Source organism: Leptospira sanjuanensis (genome assembly GCF_022267375.1).
Lineage (GTDB): Bacteria > Spirochaetota > Leptospiria > Leptospirales > Leptospiraceae > Leptospira > Leptospira sanjuanensis.
In genome coordinates, this window is the sequence record NZ_JAIZBH010000001.1 from 3,658,929 (window position 1) to 3,680,000 (window position 21,072).

The 21,072-nt window shown below is 45.4% G+C and carries 14 protein-coding genes; 6 read left to right on the forward strand and 8 right to left on the reverse strand.

Annotated features, from left to right (window positions below):
* Window positions 1–28: 28 nt before the first annotated feature.
* The 4 genes from LFX17_RS16555 to LFX17_RS16570 all read right to left on the reverse strand — a co-directional run bounded on the left by LFX17_RS16555 (window position 29) and on the right by LFX17_RS16570 (window position 7,530).
* Window positions 29–4,222, reverse strand: coding sequence for an adenylate/guanylate cyclase domain-containing protein (locus LFX17_RS16555; protein WP_238747372.1), 4,194 nt, complete (start codon window positions 4,220–4,222; stop codon window positions 29–31).
* 119 nt (window positions 4,223–4,341) lie between these two features.
* A complete protein-coding gene (locus LFX17_RS16560; protein WP_238747374.1) occupies window positions 4,342–6,069 on the reverse strand; it encodes a GMC oxidoreductase in 1,728 nt (575 codons plus the stop codon).
* Between the two features lie 31 nt (window positions 6,070–6,100).
* Complete coding sequence (locus tag LFX17_RS16565; protein WP_238731222.1) at window positions 6,101–6,535, reverse strand: hypothetical protein; 435 nt, start codon at window positions 6,533–6,535, stop codon at window positions 6,101–6,103.
* Window positions 6,520–7,530 (reverse strand): hypothetical protein, encoded by a 1,011-nt coding sequence (locus LFX17_RS16570; protein ID WP_238731223.1) that lies wholly within the window; start codon window positions 7,528–7,530, stop codon window positions 6,520–6,522. The genes LFX17_RS16565 and LFX17_RS16570 overlap by 16 nt, the downstream gene beginning before the upstream one ends.
* 299 nt (window positions 7,531–7,829) lie before the next feature.
* Between LFX17_RS16570 and LFX17_RS16575 the strand changes: the two genes are divergently transcribed.
* Window positions 7,830–10,349, forward strand: a complete 2,520-nt coding sequence (locus LFX17_RS16575) for a SpoIIE family protein phosphatase (RefSeq protein WP_238747377.1) — start codon at window positions 7,830–7,832, stop codon at window positions 10,347–10,349.
* Between the two features lie 167 nt (window positions 10,350–10,516).
* Window positions 10,517–11,464, forward strand: coding sequence for a cation diffusion facilitator family transporter (locus LFX17_RS16580; protein ID WP_238747379.1), 948 nt, complete (start codon window positions 10,517–10,519; stop codon window positions 11,462–11,464).
* Between the two features lie 15 nt (window positions 11,465–11,479).
* Here the strand turns inward: LFX17_RS16580 and LFX17_RS16585 are convergent, their stop codons facing one another.
* Both LFX17_RS16585 and LFX17_RS16590 read right to left on the reverse strand, forming a co-directional pair.
* The gene (locus LFX17_RS16585) at window positions 11,480–11,986 is read right to left on the reverse strand and encodes a PaaI family thioesterase (protein WP_238731226.1); all 507 of its coding nucleotides are present in this window, start codon (window positions 11,984–11,986) and stop codon (window positions 11,480–11,482) included.
* Window positions 11,973–12,566 carry a TetR/AcrR family transcriptional regulator gene (locus tag LFX17_RS16590; protein ID WP_238731227.1) on the reverse strand — a complete coding sequence of 198 codons (594 nt, stop codon included), beginning with the start codon at window positions 12,564–12,566 and terminating at the stop codon, window positions 11,973–11,975. Before LFX17_RS16590 ends, LFX17_RS16585 begins: the two co-directional genes overlap by 14 nt.
* A 456-nt stretch (window positions 12,567–13,022) precedes the next feature.
* Here LFX17_RS16590 and LFX17_RS16595 point away from each other — a divergent pair, with 456 nt between their 5' ends.
* From LFX17_RS16595 to amt, 3 genes are all read left to right on the forward strand, one after another.
* A complete protein-coding gene (locus LFX17_RS16595) occupies window positions 13,023–14,639 on the forward strand; it encodes a 7TM diverse intracellular signaling domain-containing protein (protein WP_238747381.1) in 1,617 nt (538 codons plus the stop codon).
* A gap of 2 nt (window positions 14,640–14,641) precedes the next feature.
* Window positions 14,642–15,736 (forward strand): MltA domain-containing protein, encoded by a 1,095-nt coding sequence (locus LFX17_RS16600; protein WP_238747384.1) that lies wholly within the window; start codon window positions 14,642–14,644, stop codon window positions 15,734–15,736.
* A gap of 362 nt (window positions 15,737–16,098) precedes the next feature.
* The gene (gene amt, locus LFX17_RS16605) at window positions 16,099–18,204 is read left to right on the forward strand and encodes an ammonium transporter (RefSeq protein ID WP_238747386.1); all 2,106 of its coding nucleotides are present in this window, start codon (window positions 16,099–16,101) and stop codon (window positions 18,202–18,204) included.
* Between the two features lie 13 nt (window positions 18,205–18,217).
* Here amt and LFX17_RS16610 read toward each other — a convergent pair whose 3' ends face one another.
* Window positions 18,218–19,240, reverse strand: coding sequence for a cyclic nucleotide-binding domain-containing protein (locus tag LFX17_RS16610; protein WP_238747388.1), 1,023 nt, complete (start codon window positions 19,238–19,240; stop codon window positions 18,218–18,220).
* Window positions 19,241–19,460: 220 nt separating this feature from the next.
* Here LFX17_RS16610 and map point away from each other — a divergent pair, with 220 nt between their 5' ends.
* Complete coding sequence (map, locus tag LFX17_RS16615; RefSeq protein ID WP_238731232.1) at window positions 19,461–20,219, forward strand: type I methionyl aminopeptidase; 759 nt, start codon at window positions 19,461–19,463, stop codon at window positions 20,217–20,219.
* A gap of 17 nt (window positions 20,220–20,236) precedes the next feature.
* On the opposite strand, the gene LFX17_RS16620 is transcribed toward map, so the two are convergent.
* The gene (locus LFX17_RS16620; RefSeq protein ID WP_238731233.1) at window positions 20,237–21,031 is read right to left on the reverse strand and encodes an SDR family NAD(P)-dependent oxidoreductase; all 795 of its coding nucleotides are present in this window, start codon (window positions 21,029–21,031) and stop codon (window positions 20,237–20,239) included.
* Window positions 21,032–21,072 lie beyond the last annotated feature (41 nt).

Here is a 21,072-nt window from a genome sequence, read left to right on the forward strand (position 1 = left end):
GCGAGTTTCTTTGAACCCGCTCGAATTCTTATTCCGCCAAACTCTCCGCCAGCTTTTTGAGATCGGCTTTCGCTTCGAGTCTCTGAAGAATTCCCTTCGCGGTCGAAATCCGGTCCTGATCTTTTAAGAGAACTCCCGCTTCATACAACGCGGTCGCGTATTCCCATTGATTCAAAGTGTTTGATAAGAAGGATTCCGCTTCCTTAAAGATGGATTCCGCCTTTTTAGCGTCGCCCGCATAAAATTTCAATTTTCCTTTGAGCATCAACGCCGGACCGTATAAATACGGAAGCGATTTACCTAGTTTCAAACCGTTCTTTAATCCGTAGTTGATGATCTTGGTCAGACTCTTATCCCCGGTTTCACGCTGCGCATAAAGTGCGGCTTCCGCAAGATATACGTTTCCGATCTGAAGCTGAGGAAATTTCACTTCGCACTTTAAAAATCCGGCGTAACTTCGTTTGGACCAATGAGCCGCTTTTTCCGGCCAACCCTCCAAGATCGCAAGCTTAAGAAGTTTATTGATCGTGGAAAGTTCGTTCATCACGTCGTTTTCCAGAGCCGCCCTTTCGACTTCGACTAACAATCGTTTTTCGAGTTCGAGAGGATCGACTTCCCCGAGAAGATAACCGAAATACGGGGACCAGATTCTCGTCCAGCGAAGCTGCAACTGCGCGCCTAGATCCGCCGCGATCTCGCCGATATCGTCGAAATATTTTTTAGCGGTTCTGAAATCGGATTGGAAGTAATACAAAAATCCTCCGGACGAAAGCGCGGAAAGAAGATCCCACTTCTCGCCGACCTGCCGATAGATCGCGATCGAATCGTGAAGATACGGAAGACCTTGATCCGGACGATTTAGCATCATGTAATATACGCCTTGAACCAAAAGACTAATCGCCTTTGCGTACGGATCTCCCGTTTTTTCGGCGAGTTCTCTTCCCTTAATCAAGAAATGTTTGGATGGTCCGAAAAGATTCATTCCCACAAAAACCTGACCGAGGGCGCATTCCGCCAAAGACTGACGGACCGGATCGTCGAAACGTTGTGTCGCGTTGTATTGCGTAAAAACGGACCATCCGAATTTCTTAATGTCCTTCATGATATACATCTTTGCGAGAGTGACTAAGATCAAACATCTCAGCCGAAGACGTTCCGCCTTGCTCGCAGAAGTATAAGAAGAACCGAATATGGAAAAACGAAGAACGAACGGAAGCTGTAAAACGATTTTGAAAATCGTATCCGGTCTACTTCCCGGCGGACGAATCCCCGTGATTCGAAGCGCCTTCTCCAAAGTTTCCATCGCTCGCGGAATGTCGTCCTGTTCCTGATATACTTGACCGAGTCCGGTATATGTGCGGATCAAATTGAGCGTGGATTTATTTTCCAGACATTCCTTAAACAAAGATTCCGCGTGCGCGTATTCTCCGAGCTGACGATGAACGTGCGCCAATTCCTGTTTGATTTCGTAATACGTCTCGCCGTTTACTTTCGTAAATTGCGACATCGATTCGAGGGCTTGACCGTAGTGATAGATCGCGTCGCGGTTCGCATAACGGCTTCGCGCCTTACGCGCGGCCATCAAAGAATACTGGGAAGCCTTTTCGAAATCGGAGCACTGACGGTAGTGAAACGCCAAAATATCCGCCATCTCGATCACGTTGCTTTCGTTTTCCTTTTCGATAAACGAAGCGATTCGTTTATGAAGATCCTCTCTTGTCGAATGAAGAAGAGTGTTGTAGACGATGTCGCGGATCACGATGTGTTTGAAGATATACGTAAGCGGATCGGTGATTTCCAGCGGAGTCAGATCCAGACCTTCCAAACTCTGAAGGATATTCTGAATCTCGGAGCGGAACTCCACGGGAAGAAGATGATTGAGAGTTTCGACGTTGATCAAACGTCCGATCACGGAAGCCGTTTTTAATACGATCTTTTCCCGTTCCGCTAAACGATCCACTCGCGCGAGCAATACGTCGTTCAACGTGTTCGGAATTTGAATGTCCCGCGTTTTATCCGAAGGAGAAAGGGTTCCATCCTCTAATTTTTTGAGAGTTCCTTCCTCGATCAGGTTGTGAACGATGGACTCGAGAAAAAACGGATTCCCGCTGGATCGGTTGAGAATCTGATCCAAAAATTCTTCCTGACTCGTATCCATGTGAAATTTATGAATGAGAAAATCTCTCGCTTCTTCCGGTTTGAATTCCTTCAGGCGGATCAGTTCTTCGTTCGGGGAGACGGCTTCTTCCGCGAACTGTCCTTCCGGCCGCGACACTAGAATCAACATGGCCTTCATCGAAGGCAAACGGGACGCGAGTTTTTCCAAAAGACGGCTGGAAAGTTCGTCGATCCAGTGAACGTCCTCGAAAATCAGCATCAAAGGTTTTTTCAAAGCGCGTTCCTGAAGAAGGGAAATGATGATCTCGAACAATCTTTCATTCTTTTGTTTCCGGTCGATTTCTCTCGTAAGAGGATCTTCCTCCACGGGAACGCCCATCAACGCGACAAGCGCCTTGGCCCAAGCGATGTCAAACGAATTCAAATTCTCTAATGCCTTTTCGGCCTTAGAAACGCGCGTTTCCACCGAATCTTCCTCGAAAATTCCCAAGAACAGACTCAACAATTCCTTCCAAGGATAGAAGGGAGTGAATTTTTCGTAAGGATAACAGTAACCGATAAGAATTTCCACGTTCCGATCGTAAGCCTGATCGATAAACGTATTGGTCAATCTGGATTTGCCGAGTCCCGCGTCGGCGATGATCCGGCAAACGACTCCGCCCTTTTCAATGCAAGCGTCCAACATCTTATGAAGACGATCGATCTCTTCCTTTCTTCCGATCATCGTATCCCTGTATTGAATCAGAAGTCCCGGAATATTCTTCTGTTCGGACGTTAGCTGAAACACCTTCTTGGCTCCGGAAACGCCTTTGAGTTCCACGTCCCCGATTTCGTGAAATAGGAAATTTTTTCCCAACTTGTTCTTCGTCTGAGAATCGATCAGAATTCCATCGTGACCGTTCAAAGTCGCAAGTCGGGCCGCGATGTTCATCATCTCACCGATAGCGGTAAAATCCTTTCGGAAAGGCGCACCTAAATCTCCGCAATACGCCATTCCGGTCGATATTCCGATCTGAATATTCTTTGCAGCGGAATAGGAGGAAGCTCCCTCCATCAATCGAATCGCGAAACGCGCCGCAAGAGCTTCCTTATTCTCCAGCGCGGCAGGCGCTCCGAAAAGAATGCTGAAGATTCCCCCCTTGTCGGAAAGATCCGTAAGAACAAAGGTTCCGGAACAAGCCGCCGCAACCCCTTGCACGTACGTAAAGAAATCGTTGAAGTTTTTGGAATCGGCGTTGGATTCCAAAGGAGCGTCGATGCGTACGAAAACCGATGCGACCTCGCGATAATCTCCGGAGAACGCGCTATGAACGTTCGTAACTCTTTGATACAACTCGGGAACGATAAAACGTTTGCATCGTTTGAAGAATCGTTCGGTGGAAATTCGATCGTCCGCGGTCGAGCGGGAAGGAGGAACGTGCGTATTTTCCACCCGTTCACAATCGGTTAAACGATAGAAGTTTTCACCGAGCGATTCTCCCGTCTTGGATGCCGGTAAAAGATCCCAAATCGAAGAACTCAAAACGATATCGCCGGCTAACGCGTGTTTTTCGGCGGAGATGGATTGATCCACGGGGGTTCCTGCGATCACCGCTCTGAGAAAACGATCCTGTTCCCCTAAAATAAATTCCTGATATTCTCCATAAGCCAATCCGACTCTCGCGGGTAGGTTTACCGTTTCTCCTAAGAGTTCGTTGGAACTGAACTCCGAAATCGAATGAAAGATTCCTAATGCACAATTCGCTACGCGGAGCGCGGCTTCCGCGTCCGTTTCGTCCGTTTTTTTTTCGAAACTCACCAGCACGGAATCGCCCGCGAACTGATACACCGCGCCTCCCCATTGATTCAAATGTTTCAACAAAGCGGTGTAGTAATTGGAAAGAACGGTTTGCAACGCGTCGATGCCTCGCGTACCTTTAGCGGCTAACGCAAGTGTGGTGGGGGTAAACCCGACAACGTCGAAGAATAGAACGGCGCCTTCGAAGGACTGCGATCTCTGCAGCTTCGATTCGTTGGAATCCCCCAATCTCCGAACGATCGCGGAGGGAAGATAGGGTCTGATCAGTTCCAGTGTGTCTTTGATGGATTCCGTTGCGCTATTCATAATAATCCTAAAAGCGAATGTTATTTTTGTGTATTTAATTCTGCAAGCCAGTTAGACGAATATTTTTGGCTAAAAAATCTCCATATTGTGTCCTTGATTGCAGAATTATAATTTTTTACTCAAAGTTTTGCAGTCGGCTTGATTCCCGTAATTCCCTCGGCGACTCGTTCCGAAAGGGCGGCGATCGTCATCGATGGATTGGCCCCGATCGCGGTCGGAGACAAACTTCCGTCTGCGACATACAACCCTTGATACGAAAAAACCTGGCCGAATGTCTTGGAATCCGCCGAAGTCACAGCGTTGGTCTTCGCGGTTCCGAGTATACAACCGCCTAACGGGTGTACGGAAACGTTGTTGCGGATCGGCCAAGCCCAAGTCGGAAGCGGAAAATAAGATTTTGCATTGATAAACGAAGCGAAATCCTTCATCACTCCGAGAATCGCCTCATAAAGAGACATACTGTTCTTTTGCGGCCATTGAACTTGAAATTCTTTCTTTCGATCGAGAACCATCGCTCCGTCCGCCCGATCGATTCCCATACAAAGCAATACGGCCGAAGTATAAGATAAGTCGCCTTTCATAAGTTCGCTCATCAAGTAGCCGACCTTACCGAAAATCTTTCCGCTCCAGAATCGCTTGAAGAGTTCGCCTAACATATGAAAGAAGAATCCGATCCGCAAGAACCAAGGAATCGCCGCTTCGGCAAAATACGCCGCAAAAACCGGATAACTCGCATCCTGTAAAACGAAGGCGCGTTGGCTATCGTAGCTTTTGAATAAATTATAATCCGTGTATTGAGTGATAACCGGACCGTAATTCGGGTTCGCTTCTTTCTTACCGTTCACCGCAAAGGATAAGAAGTCCCCGTTTCCGGAAAATTGTTTACCGAGATGATCCGAGATGTCCGGCAAAGTTTTGAATTCTTCTTTGCATCGAAGAAGAAGTTCGGTGCTGCCTAACGTTCCCGCGGATACGACGACGCGTTTCGTGACGACGGAAACGAGTTCTCCCCTTTTGTCTCCCGAAAGATCTCGGAAATAAATTCTATAACCGTTTTCTCCGTGCGCGGAAGGATTGTCGTTCCCGTCCGTTCCGATCGGAACGATCTTATGAACGAGATGCTCCGTGCGAATGTCCGCTCTGTATTTGTTTTCCGCTACGAAAAGATAATTCAGATCCAGGGTGTTTTTGGAATGAGTGTTGCATCCGATATCGCATTCGGCGCAATACGTGCAGGAAGTCTGAACCGCTCCGTAACGGTTTTTTTCCTGAAGTCCGATCGGCGTGGGCTTTTTAAAATCGTTCCCGAAAAATACGTTGATGTCCGCAAGTTTGGATTCTCGTCCCGCCGACTTTGCGAACTTCTGATAGAGTTCTGTGCGTACGATTTTTCTTCTCGGATCGTCGCCGATAGGAATCGGTCTCGAACCCAGAACTTCCTTTACGATTTTGTAATACGGCGTAAGACTTTTCTTCTTTACGTTCGCGGGCCAACGTTCGTCGAAGATATGATCCGGCGGTTCCAAAAAGACGTTCGCGTAGATCAGCGATCCCCCGCCTAACCCGGCGGAGATTACCACGTCCATGTGCTTGTAGTTCCGAATATCGAACAAACCGGTCTGATTGAGTTTGGAAAGTTTTTTCGGACGGATTTTGGAACTGTTCTCCTCGGGAACGTTCCAAAAGTTCTTGGACATATCGTGAGGAGAACGCGGAAAAGAACCCTTCGGATACCGTTTACCTCGCTCCAGAATCAAAACCTGGCCCGGCCATTTTTTACTCAGTCTACATCCGGTCACGGCTCCGCCGAAACCGGTTCCAATCACAACCGCTTCATATTTTTTCATAAACAACCCTAAGACTAAATCAATCTGTATATTAAAATAAGCTAAATTCGAAATGATTCCAGAGATAGATGCCGATGATCAACGCTCCCAAAAAAGAAACGAAGGAAAACAGGAAATGGATCTTATCCCATTTTTCCAGGGAACGGAATCCTTTATAGATCCGTTTCGACGACCATTTCGGAAGATCCTCGAGTTCGTCCCCGAGTTTGTGAAGATCCACAAAAGTCAAAAGAAGAAGCACCAAAGTAAGAACCAACAGCAACGGATTGACGACCCCGGAAACGGTGCAGAAAACCTCGCTCGTATAACTCACGTTTCCCCAGCAAAAGAACGTACGAAACGAAATCCACGCGATTAAAATCGGAAATCCGGCGAATACGATCAGAACTTCTCCCCAGATCGATTTCTTCTTAACCTTCTTCTTTCTTTTTTTTCTAGGATTTTCTTCGCTTAAGGATTCTGCCATAAGTCGTCTCCGCCGTAGAGTTCGATTTGTTTGCGCGAGTCTTCATCCTGAAAATAACCGAGTCGTTTCCAAACGCTCAAAGAAGTCCGTTTGTATATCTTCCAGGTTTTGCCGCAATCGGGAGTAAACGGAATGTCCTTCTGCTCGACTACCTTCTGCACGTATTCCTGACAAGTCGCGGCCGGATAACGTCCTTTCTGAAGAGGATCGTATTTCGGAGATGAATCGGATTCCCGTAAACGATTCAATAAAATCTTTCTCAAACGATCCTCGCATTTCGTTCCGAAGATACAATGCCAAGGATTGTTATTCGCGAGTTCTTTCGCTTTCGGAAAATCGTCTTTGATGACGACTTCTTTCAAATCGGATCGGAATAGATTCGGAATTCCTTTCGCATAATTCTCCCAATCGGCGACGCGTGAATCGCTGTGAACGGGATGATCGGGCAACGTCATATCGGAAGCGTGACCTCTTCCCGTGGGATACATCTTTTTATCGTTCCGTAATTTGCGATGAGCGAACGAATCTCCCAAAAGATGAAACGCAAAACCCAGCGCACAAAGTTCTTCCGAAGATCTTTGTTTTTTAGAAGTGAGATCTGCACGAAGCTGATCCAAGGTAACGATCGCAACGCCGCGAAGATGATCGCTGCTTCCTCCGGTCAAACCGTGGAGCAACTGTTGCACTTCCGCCATTCTCCCTAAAACGTCGGGCGAACCGCGATCGGTAAAAACCCACAGAAGAAAATCGAACGGGTATTTAAAGGCTAACTTCTGATAAACGGAAATCGCATCCAACTCGGGAACCTCGTCCGGAAGCTGCGTGCAAAACGCAACAAGCGCGATTTCGTCTTTGGTAAGGGGAGAGGAACTATGAAAGTTGTTCAGAACGGTTTGAACCGTATAGAAATGTCCGTCCTCTTGATACGCATTCAGACTGCGACATAACAGCAAAAGGAGAATGGAAAAGAATTGAGTCAATTTCTTCCAAAACATAAATCGACAATAAATACTTTTTTAAACAACAATTGCAACAATAGTTTCCTTCTACGTCAAATTTCCCGACATTTTTTACAGAAAGTTTGCAACAAAAGGAAACAAAGAACCGTGTTCGGAATTCGAAAATATGCTTGTAAAACGAGCGTACCGATCCATTCTCCCCTGGGTCTTTTTACAAATTGAAAATCGATTTTAAAATCGACACTTTCGTCGATTTCGCCGCCCGCTTTGACCTCTTGAAGAAAAAAACGGCCTGCGGTTTCCGAACGGAATATTTCCGATCCTGATAGAATCAGATGAATCATCAATTTAGAATTTTTGCATATACCTTCGTCTTCCTCCAACTTGTTTCGTTTTCCTTACGAGCCGAAAACTCCTCGGTCAACCTCGTAAAAACCTGCGACGCGAATGACGTCTGCAAGGGTAACGTCTGGAACGTCCTCGATCGATTCGAGGAACGTTTTTTAACGGAAGAATTCTTCCCCGATGGGGAATGGAAACGCGTCGATTCGTTTCCGATTTGGACGAACAAACTCTATCCGTACAAATCGAAACTTCATACGTTCGCTTTTTTTACCGAGTTCGATCTTCCTCCCGGATTTTTAGAAAGTCCTTTGGAACCCGGAATCCGTTTCGGAGAAATCGGAGAGGTTTTTGAAATCTACATCAACGGACAACGAATCGCGAAAGAAGGGGAAATCTCCGAAACCGACGTCGTTTATCATCGGACCGTCCGCGGACAAGTCTATGAAATCGATAGGAAAGTCCTAAAACAAAAAAACAACCGATTGACGATCAAACTCTCGGGCGATCCGAAATACGATCACACGGGATTTTATCTGACGTCCGGTTACGAAATCGGATATTATAAAGAACTCATATACAAGGAACAGGACCGGATCGTACTGATTCTGATCGGGATCTACATCACGACCGGGTTGTATCATCTTTTTCTTTTTATTAAACGAAGAAGGGAAAAACACAACCTCACGTTCGGTCTGTTCGCGTTGTTGCTCGGACTTTATATCTATACCCGATCGGCGGCCGTTTTCGAAAACGAAATCGATTCGACGATCATACAAAGAATCGAACTGATCGCTCTTTACTTTTGTATTTCGTGCTACTTCGGTTTTATGAGCCAGCTTTTTTACCGTAAAACGATTCCGATGATCTTTTACTATTCGACCTTTAACGTTCTTCTCGCGGTCCCTACGCTCGTAATTCCGATGTATATGAGCGAATACTTATTAAGAATCTGGCAGATCGGAGCGATTTGTTTTGCGGTTCCGGTGAATTTTTACATCCTCATCCGAGGGATTCAGCACAGGCTCCCCGCGGCCAAACGGCTCTTTTTGGGAACCGTGATTATCACTGGAACGGCGATCTTCGACGTTTTGGATTCGATGATCTTCAACACCGGAATCGCGTTCAGTAAATACGGATTCTTTTTTTATGTGATGGGAATCGCTACCATTCTCGCGGAACGTTTCAGCGAACTTCACGAAAAGACCGAACAACTCAATGCAAAATTGGAACAAAGAGTGGAAGAAAGAACCAGGGAACTTTCCGAAACTCTCGACAACCTGAGCAGACTCAAGGATCAACAGGACGGAGACTACTTTCTCACTTCTTTACTCATCAATCCGCTCGGAAGAAACGCCGCGGAAAGCAGAAGCGTAAAGATAGAATTCTTTCTAAAACAAAAAAAGGAATTCAACTTCAAGAACCGAAACAACGAGATCGGAGGAGATCTTTGTAAAACGGAAAGCATTCTTCTTCGAGGAAGAAGGGTCACGGTTTTTTTCAACGCCGACGCTATGGGCAAGTCGATGCAGGGAGCGGGAGGCGCGCTCGTACTGGGAGCGGTGTTCAAATCGATCATCGAAAGGACGAGATTCAGTTCGTTTATGAAGGATCTTTATCCGGAACGATGGCTCAAAAACGCATTCATAGAATTGCATAGAGTTTTCGAAAGTTTCGAAGGTTCCATGCTCGTATCCATCGTGTTAGGCGTGATCGAGGACGACACGGGTTTTACGTATTACATGAACGCGGAACATCCGTATTCGATTCTTTACAGAGACGGGGTCGCTTCGTTTTTAGGGGAGAATCTTTTTTATAGAAAACTCGGTTCTCAGCTCGTGGAAGGAACCTTGTCCGTGCAGACGTTTCAGTTTATGCCCGGAGATATTCTGTTTAACGGATCGGACGGAAGGGACGATATTCTCTTGGACGTGGACGGAAAGAAAAACATGAACCACGACGAAACGAGAATTCTCAGAATCGTGGAAGAATGCAAAGGAGACTTGAAACAAATCAATTCTCAACTCAATCGGGAAGGAGTTCTTACGGACGATCTTTCCATGATGAGAATCGAATGGAACGGTCAAGTTCCTAAAAACGTAAAGATCAATCTTTCCCGGAAGGATAAGAATTCTTTGGATCAGTTTCTTTCCGATCTGCGAAACGGAAAACAAACTCATCCCGGCGCGTATCGCGAACTAAGCCTTTCCTACTTTCGATTGAGAGAATACGATAAAGCGACATTCTGCGCGCACGAATATCTGACCGCCGTTCCTTCGGATGAAATCATGTTGGGTTATACTGCGAGAATGCTTCGCAAAGCCGGAGATATGAATCAAGCTGTGGACGTGGGAGAAAGACTTCGAACCCGAAATCCGAAACACGTACGCAATCTGAAGAACTTGATCCGCGCTTACAAAGGTTTGAAGAATTCCGATCGGATCGCAAAGTTAGAAGAAATCCTTCATTCCTTAAACGGTAAAAAAACGTTCCATCGCAACCACGGCGCGTAATCCATTCTCTTGTTTAGAAAAGTCTAATAAAAAGCGGATCGATCTTTTCCGAAACGGAAGGCCTCTTTTAAGAGAACCGGTTCTCAACAACGAACTCTTTTTTCTGTTTACACTCTCGAGGGTCCGCTATTCTGGGAAATGTATTCTTCAAAAACTCGGAAGCACTCATGGGACATCACCATCATCACTCGCACGGACATTCTCACGATCATTCGCATCATTCCCACGATCATCATCACGTAGCGGGAAGTTCGAGCAGAACTCTCGTAATCGCGATCTTTCTGAATCTGTTCTATGCGGCGATCGAAGCGGGAATCGGTCTTTGGTCGGGATCTCTCGCATTGATCTCGGACGCGGGCCACAATCTGATGGACGTAAGTTCTTTGCTGCTCGCGTGGATCGCTATCAAACTTCAGGAAAAAGGCCCTTCTCCGAGATTTACGTACGGCTGGAAGAAGTCCACGATCTTGGTCAGTCTTCTCAATTCGATTTTGATTTTCAGCACGGTCGGTTTTATCGTCTACGAGTCGATCGAAAAGTTGTCCAGACCGACTCCCGTTCCCGGTGGAACGATCGCGATCGTAGCTTTAGTCGGAGTTATGGTAAATTTCTCTTCTTCGTTTTTGTTTCATAAGAGCAAGGACGAAGACCTGAACATGAAGGGCGCTTATCTGCATCTTCTCGCGGACGGTTTAGTATCGCTCGGAGTCATCGTTTCGGGTTTATTGATTCATTGGCTCGGTTATTTGTGGATCGATCCGGTCGTGGGTCTTTTGATCGGCTTGGTGATTCTTTACGGCAACGTTCCTTTGTTTAAGGAAAGCCTGCGATTGAGTATGGATTCCACGCCGGACGCGATTCAATCCGAAGCCGTGGAACGCGGACTCAAATCGATCGAAGGAGTATTAAATATTCATCATGTTCACATTTGGTCGCTGAGTACGACCGAAAACGCCCTTACGGCGCATCTCGTTTTGAAAAACGATCTTTCCTCGGAACGTCAGAGAATCATCAAATCGAAAGCGAGGGAAATTTTAAAGGAATTGAGAATCGCGCACGTAACTTTGGAAACCGAGGAAGAACGGGAAAACTGCGGCCAGATCGATTGCAACTGACCGCGGGGAAGAATTCTAATCTTCCTGTTCCTGTTTGCTCGTCATTCTTTTAAGCATGGATTCCTGAAGAATCAAAACGCTCGAAGTCGCGATCGCAATCAGTTTGTTTTTCGGGTTTCTGACTTCCGCCTGCATCGTCATCATCGCGGGAGATTTGGAAACGACTTTCGCTTCGATCAAAACGTATTCGTCTTTCGGAAAAAAAGATCGAAAAAACTGAGTCGACAAGTCCGTAGTCACGCAAGGTCTTTTTGCGGCGAGATAGGAAAGTGGGCCGAACGTATTATCGATCGCGGTACACAACATCCCTCCTTGAAAGATCCCGATCGGGTTCATAAAACGATCGTCGTACGGAATCTTAACCACAATCCTTTTTGCTCCCTCAAATTCAACGAACTCGGCCTTCATCTCTTGAAAGGATTTCGGAGGAAGTTCGAGACTCAGTCCGTATTCTTTGGCCATTTTATCGGCCATCTTATTCATATCTTCCCATGCTTTAGTTGTGGATTCAGAAACCGGCATTTTTATGCTCCTTGATTTGTATCATCGATTTAAGATTTTTGATCATCTTCGGAAAATATTCCTTGTCCTTGCGGATTCTAGAGATCTGCATAGAACCCTGAATCGCAGACATAAACAGATCCGCGGTTTCCTTAACGTTTAAGGGAAGAATGAAAGAACCTTCCTTCATTCCGTCGTGCAACGTCTGTATTAGAAAATCGCGATGTTGATTGTGTAGAACGAGAGTTTTTTCCCGGATCGCGGGTGAAAGAACGTGATATTCCGTACCGACGACCCCGAACGGACAGATCTTTCCGTTTTCTCCCGTATACCCTTCGTAAAGTTTGAAAAGACCGAACAACCGGACGCGCGGAGGTCTCTCCTTCAGGGTTTGAGTATACTCCTCAAAGTTTTTATAATATACTTCGAGAACCTCCAAACCCAATTCTTCCTTGGAAGGATAGTGATAATGAATGCTCGCCTTTCGGATTCCCAAATCGTCCGCGATATTCTGAAAACTGAACGATTGGAAACCTACACTTTGAAAATAATGCCTGGCAAGAGTTACGATCTTTTCTTTTGTATCCCCTTCGAGTTTCATAAAGCCAACTTACCTACCAGTAGGTAGATAAGTCAATTCTAATTTAGCCGGTTTTTACCACAGAATGTCTAAAAAAGCGACATAAGGATTTTCTCTCGAAAATCGAATTTCCTGGAATCATCGTTCTAGGCAGCGCTAAATCCCGCAAAGAAGCGAGCATCCTAAAGAATATAAAAAGATATTTCCCATTGGATCGGGCGATAAACGCGCATTCGCAAAGTTGAAAGCGTGATGTTCGAAATAAAATAAACCGAACGAACTACTAGAGCGATTCCTCTTCGCATAACAAAATAAAATTCCAAAATAACTCTTAATTTATTTTGAAATCTTGACTGTAAGATAAGCTCTGATAGTATTATCTGACTTAGGTCCGGCGTGTAAGAAAATAAAAATAGAATTCCGTCAAATCGTTGCAAATAGCATTCAATTTTCCGATATTAAAAAATATTGATTCAGATGTCTCTTCGCTTAACAAAATTTAGAACCGTAAGGGGGAATCGCATTCTCGTATTCGCCGGGTTGTTCCTTTGTTTCGTTCTTCCGAAAACGGCGCATACGACGCCTAACGTCGAAGCTTGCGCGTTCGATCGCCTGGAAATCGCATTCGATTCCGCATCCGTAAAGGAAATTCCGAAAGAACCCAATCGAAATCTTGAATATTCCTCGAAACAGGATTCCTTTTTGAAATTGGGTTTTATCAAGGAATCCGTTTGGCTTCGGTTTAGCATAAAGGAACATCCTAGATCGAGATGTTTTATCCGGATTCCTCAAGTAACGCTGGACTCGGCGGTTTTGTTTTCCAAATCTTCGGTTCAGATTTCAGGGGATAGATTTCAATATTCTGACAGATCAATCGACGATTATTATCCAGTGTTCCATCTCGAACCTTCGGAAGTTCGAAACGGAAACGACGAATACTACCTTTGGATCAAAACTTCTTCCATCATCAACTTTCCGATTCTACTCGAATCGGGTTTGGAATACCAAAAAGGAAACTATTATAGAAATCTTTTGATTCTGTTCACGTTGGTGCTAAGTTTGTTCATCACTCTTCTCACGGGGTTTATCTATCGACAAACCTTGGATCCGATTTATTTGAGCATCGTCGGATTTTTGATTTTCGTTTCCTTGGAAGGTTGGGCGTGTTATGCGAACGGATATAAATATCTCTGGCCGAACGCCCCCGAATTTCAAAACATCGCTCCTCCTCTTTTCGCATTTTTAGCTCTTGCTTGTTCGACTTACTTTATGGTTCAGTTTTTATCCCCTTCTTCGCTTCATAAAATCTTTCGTTCGCTATTATCGGTAGTGTCGATCGCGATCGTTTTCGTCGCCGTGTTCACCTCCTTTATCGCGGATCGACCTTTTGTGGTGAAAACGTTCTCTTGGACCTTCCTTGGCGTTTCATTTTTGATCGTACTTTCGACTCTGAGCGTCATCCGCAGTTTCGGGCCCGCTAGAAAGATCGCGCTTTGTATGATTCCGATCGCCGGAAGCGTGTTGATTTCCGTTTTGTATTATTTGGACTTTATTCAATATCATGAATATTTGGTTCATGCTTATGTGCTGTCGCTTCCTTCCATTTATGTAGTCGTCATGGTCAGCATCGTAGACCGGGAAAAATTCGTACGAAGAAAAAATCTCAGTCGGGCGTATGACATCCAGCAGATGCAGGAGAAACTTAAATCTCCTCCCCGCACATTAGAACGGGAACTTCCGAACAAAACCCCCTCGATCCAATTCAGCTTGGATCATCTTTTGAAAGTGGAAAGAATCTTCAAGAATCCCGAATTGAGCAAGGAAGACCTCGCGAGCATCCTCAAGATCACTCCTCAAGATTTGGAAAATTATGTTCAGGATGTTTCGAAAGCGCAATCGTTCGAAATTTATGTCAATCAATTCAGAGTAGAAGAAGCGAAACATCTCTTGAAAACCAGAACGGATCTAAAACAATCGGAAATCGCGCACAGGGCGGGCTTTGTTTCGGGAAGAGAAATGGAAAAATCGTTTAAAACTTTGACTGGAATGACTCCCTCCGAATATAAACTGATGCTATTCCCCGAATCCATCTAAGAATGCGGTTCCGTTCGATCGTAATCCTTTTTCTCGCCGTTCAATCGTATTCTTTTTCCGCAAAAGGTTTGGAAGAATCCGGTTTTATCGGCGTAAGGGAAATTCCTTCGTTGTATCATCACGATGATCTACAATCACTTCATCGAGCCTTAAAAGAATCCGAATCGTATTACGAACGTCTTCCTTCCGATTGGAAGATCGAATTTCGCAAAACCTCTTACGATAAAAAGGAAATGCTGAAGTCCATCGGACAATTAAAAAGAATTTTCCAAAGGAAAAATCGAAAGCAAAGAAATAAGGAACTTCAAGAATCCTTCGAGTTTCTGGAAACCGCCGATCTCCAAAACGGAAAGATCACCGGATATTACGAAGTCATAATAGACGGAAGACTTGCGCCCGAAGGAGAATTTCTGTACCCGATCCTGGAAACTCCTTCCGACTTGATCGTTAAAAAGGAGGCAAATGGAAAACGAATCGGTAAAATCGTAAACGGAGACTTCGTCCCTTACGACTCCAGAGCGGAATTATCCGATCCTTCCGTTTGGAAAAGCAAATCGAAGGCCATCGCATTCGTGAAGATCACCGATCTTCATCTCGCACAACTCGAAGGTTCCGCCGTGGTTCGAATCCGCCAACGTAATCCGTTTCGCATAACGTATGCTTCGGATAACGGAAAGGAATATCGAAGTCCGGCCGAATCCTTGCAAGGAATCTGCAAAAGTCTGATCCCTTCGGATCTCAAGGATTGTATACAAGAATATCCTAAAGAAGTAAAGGACGCAATCCTCCAAAATCCGAGATATGTTTTTTTTAAACGGGAATCGTCCGCGCCGAGAGGAAGCGGAGGAATCGAATTGATTCCTAAACGATCCGTCGCTATGGACCCGAACATTCCTTTAGGAATTCCCGCTTTGCTTACGTTCGACTCTCCTTTGCTCGCGGAATCGAACCGAATCGTGTTCGTTCACGATCGAGGTTCTAAGATTACGGGGCACGGACGTTTGGATTATTTCTTAGGCACAGGGCAACGCGCGGAAGAACAAGCCGGAAGGATTCAAACCCAAGGAAGAATTCTTTTAATGCTGCCGAAGAAATAAACAAATCTCCGAAAGAATCCGCAGCTTGCCTTTATCTCGATCCAATCCTTAAAAAACGTATTCAATTTTAATCATAATGTTCGCCTCTTAATGGAACGTTCGTAATACAAAAAAGGAATGTCGTTTTAAAATCATTGTCTAAAACACGAATTCGAATCGTATAATTCCTCTTATCGGAAACAAGAATTAAGTTTTCGAAAACTTAGGAAATCGTTTTACAACGTTATGAGCTTCTGTTTTTCATTCATCTAAACAAGATTCAAAAAGCGATCTACGTTATTCTTTCAATGACTAACGTTCGTTTGCCGATTTTATAAACAAAGAAATAGAGACTACGGGATTCAATTCTACAGGAAGTATGCATGCATTTGATGTTTATGGGCGCGACTGAAAAAACACTAACGGACGTTTTGTGGATCTTACTCTGCTCGGGTTTGGTTCTATTGATGCAGGGCGGATTTTTAATCTTAGAATCCGGTCTCACTCGGGCAAAGAATTCGATCAACGTTGCGATCAAAAACATCGCCGACTTCGGAATCGCAACGGTCCTCTTTTGGTTCGTAGGATTCGGTCTGATGTTCGGAAATTCCTGGAAAGGAATCGTGGGAACATCCTGGTATCTTCCTGTGTTTCCTCCGGACGACGTTTGGAGCCCGGCATTCTTTCTGTTTCAATTGGTTTTTTGCGGAACAGCCGCGACGATCGTTTCCGGTGCGATCGCCGAACGATTGAAATTCGTTTCTTACGTCATATCGACCATACTCATTTCCGGTTTTATCTATCCGATCGCGGGACATTGGGTCTGGGCTGGATTGTATCAATCCGAAACCCACGGATGGTTATCCGTATTAGGTTTTCGTGATTTTGCCGGATCGTCCGTCGTTCACAGCGTCGGTGGTTGGGTTGCTCTCGCGTTTTTGCTCGTGGTCGGTCCGCGCGCCGGAAGATTCGTGGAAGGAGAAGCACCGCGAAAAGTGACGGGAAGCAATCTCCCCTTAGCGATGTTAGGCGGAATTATTCTTTGGGTCGGCTGGTTCGGATTCAACGGAGGAAGCACGCTCGCTTTCGACCGTCACGTTCCCACGGTTTTACTGAATACGGTTCTCGCTTCGGGAGCCGCGATGTTTTCCGGTTTGTTTATCGGATGGTTCCGTAAAGGATATCCGGATGCGGTTCTCCCGTTAAACGGATCTCTCGGAGGACTCGTGGCGATCACCGCCTGTGCGAACGTTGTGAACGCGGTGGAAGCCGGAGTCATCGGACTTTTTGCGGGGATGCTCGTTTCCCCCATCGAAGATATATTAGAAAAACTGAAAATTGACGACGCGGTCGGCGCGGTTCCGGTTCACTTAGGAATGGGAATTTTCGGAACGCTCTGTGTGGGGGTTTTCGGAAATCTCCAGATCCTCAACTCGGGTCTGACTCGATGGGGGCAAATTCAGATTCAATTGGTGGGAATCGTATCGATCGGAGCGTTCGCATTCGGAACTTCTTATATTCTTTTTTCGATCATCAATCGATTCTTTAAACTCAGAGTGGATCCGGAGGAAGAATACCAGGGACTCAACATCTCCGAACACAAGGCGACCACCGAACTCATCGATCTCTTTTTAGTAATGGAACATCAGAAACGGACCGGAGATTTGAGTTACGACGTACCGGTAGAACCGTTTACCGAAGTCGGTCAGATCGCGAACCGTTACAATCAGGTTCTCGGAACCGTCCGAAACACTTTGGAAGAAAACGAAAGAGCTAGGAAGGAATTGGCAAAGGCTTACGCGAAAGTTCAGAAGGAACAGGAAAGAGCCGAGAAGTTATTGTTAAACGTATTGCCGAAACCGATCGCCGATAAACTCAAAAAGGACAGTTCCGTAATCGCGCAGAGTTTTAACGAGGCGACGATCCTTTTCGCGGATATCGTGGGTTTTACCGAAATAGCGGGAAAATTCCACCCCGAAAAGGTGGTGCGGATTTTAAACAAGGTATTTTCCGCCTTCGATCTGATGGCGGAAAAATACGGATTGGAAAAGATCAAAACGATCGGAGATGCCTACATGGTCGTGGGCGGACTTCCTCAGCCGAGGCAGAATCATACATTAGCGATCGCTCATATGGCTTGGGAAATGATGGATCTATTGAAACGATTCCGAATCCGAGAAGGAAATCTTAAATTGGATATGAGGATCGGAATCAACACAGGGCCGGTCGTAGCCGGAGTGATCGGAACCAAAAAATTCATCTATGACATTTGGGGAGACGCGGTCAACGTAGCGAGCAGAATGGAATCGCACGGACTCAGCGGACAAATCCAAGTCACTCCGTCGACTGCGAATCTGATTTCTGAAGAATTCTCGATGGAGAAAAGAGAAGACGTCGAAATCAAAGGAAAAGGAAAAGTCAATACGTTCATCCTGACCGAGCGAAAAAAATCCCCCTCCGAGGAATTATTCTTCGGATTTAGAACATGATAAATTTCTAATGTTATGAATTTGCGGTTTCCGGTTCCGGATCGGAAGCCGCGGTCTGCAACTCCGCGTCGCTCGCGTTCGATGCCTGCTCCGCTAATTTGTCCAATCCTTCTCCGTTGACTTCTTCGCTTGCCGCTTCCTGCGCTACGGCGGTCACGGCTTCGGATGGTGCGTTCCCAAGATTCGCTTGGGCTTCTTTACTGAGCTTGAAACAGTGATTCAAAATCGTAAAGTCATAGACGATCGTCTTAAAGACGTTGAAGAAAAGTTTCGAATTTAAAGTAAGAACTCGATACAAAAGATTTCGATCGATCGAAGTGATCACGGCGACGTCGTCCACCGCTTTTACGGAAAAAACTCTCGGATTGGAACCGATCAAAGACGAAAGATCGAGCAGATCTCCGGGGTGATAATCGCGGATTTCGGATTCGGTCCCGTCTTTTGCCACCTTGCTTAACACCAGCTTTCCTTGCAAAACGAACCAAAGTTTTTCGGACGCTGGTTCTCCCGAATGAAAAACGTATTTTCCGGGAGAATAATAATTGCTGAGATGTCCGTAAATTTTCGTAATAACTCCTAAATTATGAATTCTGCATGTTTCATAATCGTTCGCAAATTCCAAATCAGACGGATCGATCTTAATAAAAGAACTAAGTTTCGTGAAATTCAATTCTTCCCTATAATGCCTGCTTGCGGCGGTTAATAAAAGCCGAAACATAAACTTGGGATTTTTGTGAATCATATTCTCGATGATGCTGCTGTCCAAGGAAATCAAACGAGTTCCGTCGGATGCCGCAATTGCGGAGGCGGTTCTTTTTCCTCCGGTCAATAGCGCCATTTCCCCGAAAAAATTATTCTCGCTGATGCGGCAAATCGCACGCTCTTTGTGATCCACGGTTTCGGAAAGAACGACGGAACCCTTGGAGATAAAAAACATCTGATCCTTGGATTGATCTCCCTGACGAAAGATAATCTGGCCTTTTGAATAATCGATCGGTTGAATGTGATTGAGTAAGTTCGGTGATTCAGGTGGCATCGTTACGAATTCTTATATTAAATTTTAAAGAAAGAGACGAATCAATTGATGGGATTCTTAAACTATTTTAAAAAAAAGGGCCGCATTCTCCCGATTAACCCGAAAGGATTACCGATTGTCTTATGATAACAGCGGTCATATCATTTTTTAAATGGAGAATTCGATTTAGAATCCATTGACGTGAAATCAACGAGGGAAAAGCTGGGGACGGAGAAATCGTATGTCTATCGAAACGGAAAAAGATCTGATCGGACTCAAAAAAATCGGCAAAATCGTCGGACTCGTTCTGAAAGAAATGAAATCCTTTGCCAAGTCCGGAATGTCCACGAAAGAACTGGATGAATTCGGACTAAAACTTTTGAAACAATATGGCGCTCGATCCGCCCCCGCGATTACATACAACTTTCCCGGTGCGACTTGCATCAGCGTGAACCGCGAGATCGCGCACGGAGTTCCGTCCTCCAAAAAAATCCTGAAAGACGGGGATCTCATCAACATCGATGTTTCGGCCGAGTTAGACGGTTATTTCGGCGACAACGGAAGTTCCTTCCTTTTAGGACAAGGTCATCCCGTTTTAAATTCATTAGTCGATTGTTCCCGAACCTCGCTTTACAAGGGTTTGTCGGCCGCAAAGACCGGAAATAAAATCAGCGATATCGGAAGAGCAATCCACGAAGAAGCGAAGTCTTACGGATTCACAGTCATCAAAAATCTCATGGGACATGGAACCGGTTCGAGCCTGCATGAAGCCCCGAAATACATTCCTTGTTACGAGGACAAACGTTATTCTCAACAATTAAAATCCGGCATGGTCCTTGCGATCGAGACGTTCATTTCAACCAAATCCGAAATCGCTTTGGAGACTTCGGACGGTTGGACGCTGGTCACTCGCGACGGAAGCTACGTCGCGCAACAGGAACATACGATCGTCGTTACGGACGACAAGCCGATTCTTTTAACGGCGAGTAACGGAGTTTAAAAAGATATTCAAAAATTCTAATTCTTTCTACCCTTTCCGACGGAAAACAACAAAGAACCCAACCAAGCTGAAAATCCGATCGGCAGAAGCGAGGCTAAGAATTTTTGAATTTTATTGACCAATCCTACAACGATTATCGTTCGATTCTTGTCCATTCCAGTAAGAGCGGTTCTTACGACATTTTCCGGCGTGAGCCATATAAACTCGGGCGTTCGAAACCCGGCCGGAAATGCTTTGGAAAAAAATGGAGTTCGAATCGGCCCCGGACAAACCGCATGTACAGTGACTCCGCTTCCAATAAGTTCCCGGCTCAGCCCTTCCGTGAAATATACGACAAACACTTTGGATGCGGCGTAAATCGTAAAATACGGAACGGGTTGAAACGAAGCGCTCGAGGCTAAGTTTAGAATTCTTCCCTTACCCTGTTCCAAAAAAAGAGGAAGAATTTTCCGAGTAAGATGCACGAGTCCTTCTACATTCACTCGAATCGTAGTCAAAAAGCTCGATTCCGGTTCGGTTGCAAAATCTCCGATATATCCGAGTCCCGCGTTATTCACGAGAAGATCCGGTTTTATTTTTTTGCGGGTTATATAGGAAACGATCTTTTCTCTTCCTTCCTCGCTGAAAAGGTCCGCGGCTACCGCTTCCACTTTGATCTTGTATTTTTTCTCCAATTCACTTTGTAGAGCTTTGAGTGAAGCGGCGGAAATATCGGTTAGAATCAGGTTCGTTCCCCGTTCTGCGAGTTGTTTTGAAAACTCTCTTCCGAGTCCGCCGGAGGCGCCCGTAATTAAAGCGACTTCGTATTTCATATTCTTTTCCTTCCATTCCAAATCTTCAGAATTATCATTTC

Bases quoted from the DNA above. Each gene is read 5' to 3' on its own strand.
- LFX17_RS16575 (WP_238747377.1), top strand. From the start codon at position 7,830: ATGAATCATCAATTTAGAATTTTTGCATATACCTTCGTCTTCCTCCAA.
- LFX17_RS16565 (WP_238731222.1), bottom strand. From the start codon at position 6,535: ATGGCAGAATCCTTAAGCGAAGAAAATCCTAGAAAAAAAAGAAAGAAG.
- LFX17_RS16600 (WP_238747384.1), top strand. From the start codon at position 14,642: ATGCGGTTCCGTTCGATCGTAATCCTTTTTCTCGCCGTTCAATCGTAT.
- map (WP_238731232.1), top strand. From the start codon at position 19,461: ATGTCTATCGAAACGGAAAAAGATCTGATCGGACTCAAAAAAATCGGC.
- LFX17_RS16570 (WP_238731223.1), bottom strand. From the start codon at position 7,530: ATGTTTTGGAAGAAATTGACTCAATTCTTTTCCATTCTCCTTTTGCTG.
- LFX17_RS16585 (WP_238731226.1), bottom strand. From the start codon at position 11,986: ATGCCGGTTTCTGAATCCACAACTAAAGCATGGGAAGATATGAATAAG.
- LFX17_RS16595 (WP_238747381.1), top strand. From the start codon at position 13,023: ATGTCTCTTCGCTTAACAAAATTTAGAACCGTAAGGGGGAATCGCATT.
- LFX17_RS16555 (WP_238747372.1), bottom strand. From the start codon at position 4,222: ATGAATAGCGCAACGGAATCCATCAAAGACACACTGGAACTGATCAGA.
- amt (WP_238747386.1), top strand. From the start codon at position 16,099: ATGCATTTGATGTTTATGGGCGCGACTGAAAAAACACTAACGGACGTT.
- LFX17_RS16590 (WP_238731227.1), bottom strand. From the start codon at position 12,566: ATGAAACTCGAAGGGGATACAAAAGAAAAGATCGTAACTCTTGCCAGG.
- LFX17_RS16560 (WP_238747374.1), bottom strand. From the start codon at position 6,069: ATGAAAAAATATGAAGCGGTTGTGATTGGAACCGGTTTCGGCGGAGCC.
- LFX17_RS16580 (WP_238747379.1), top strand. From the start codon at position 10,517: ATGGGACATCACCATCATCACTCGCACGGACATTCTCACGATCATTCG.
- LFX17_RS16620 (WP_238731233.1), bottom strand. From the start codon at position 21,031: ATGAAATACGAAGTCGCTTTAATTACGGGCGCCTCCGGCGGACTCGGA.
- LFX17_RS16610 (WP_238747388.1), bottom strand. From the start codon at position 19,240: ATGCCACCTGAATCACCGAACTTACTCAATCACATTCAACCGATCGAT.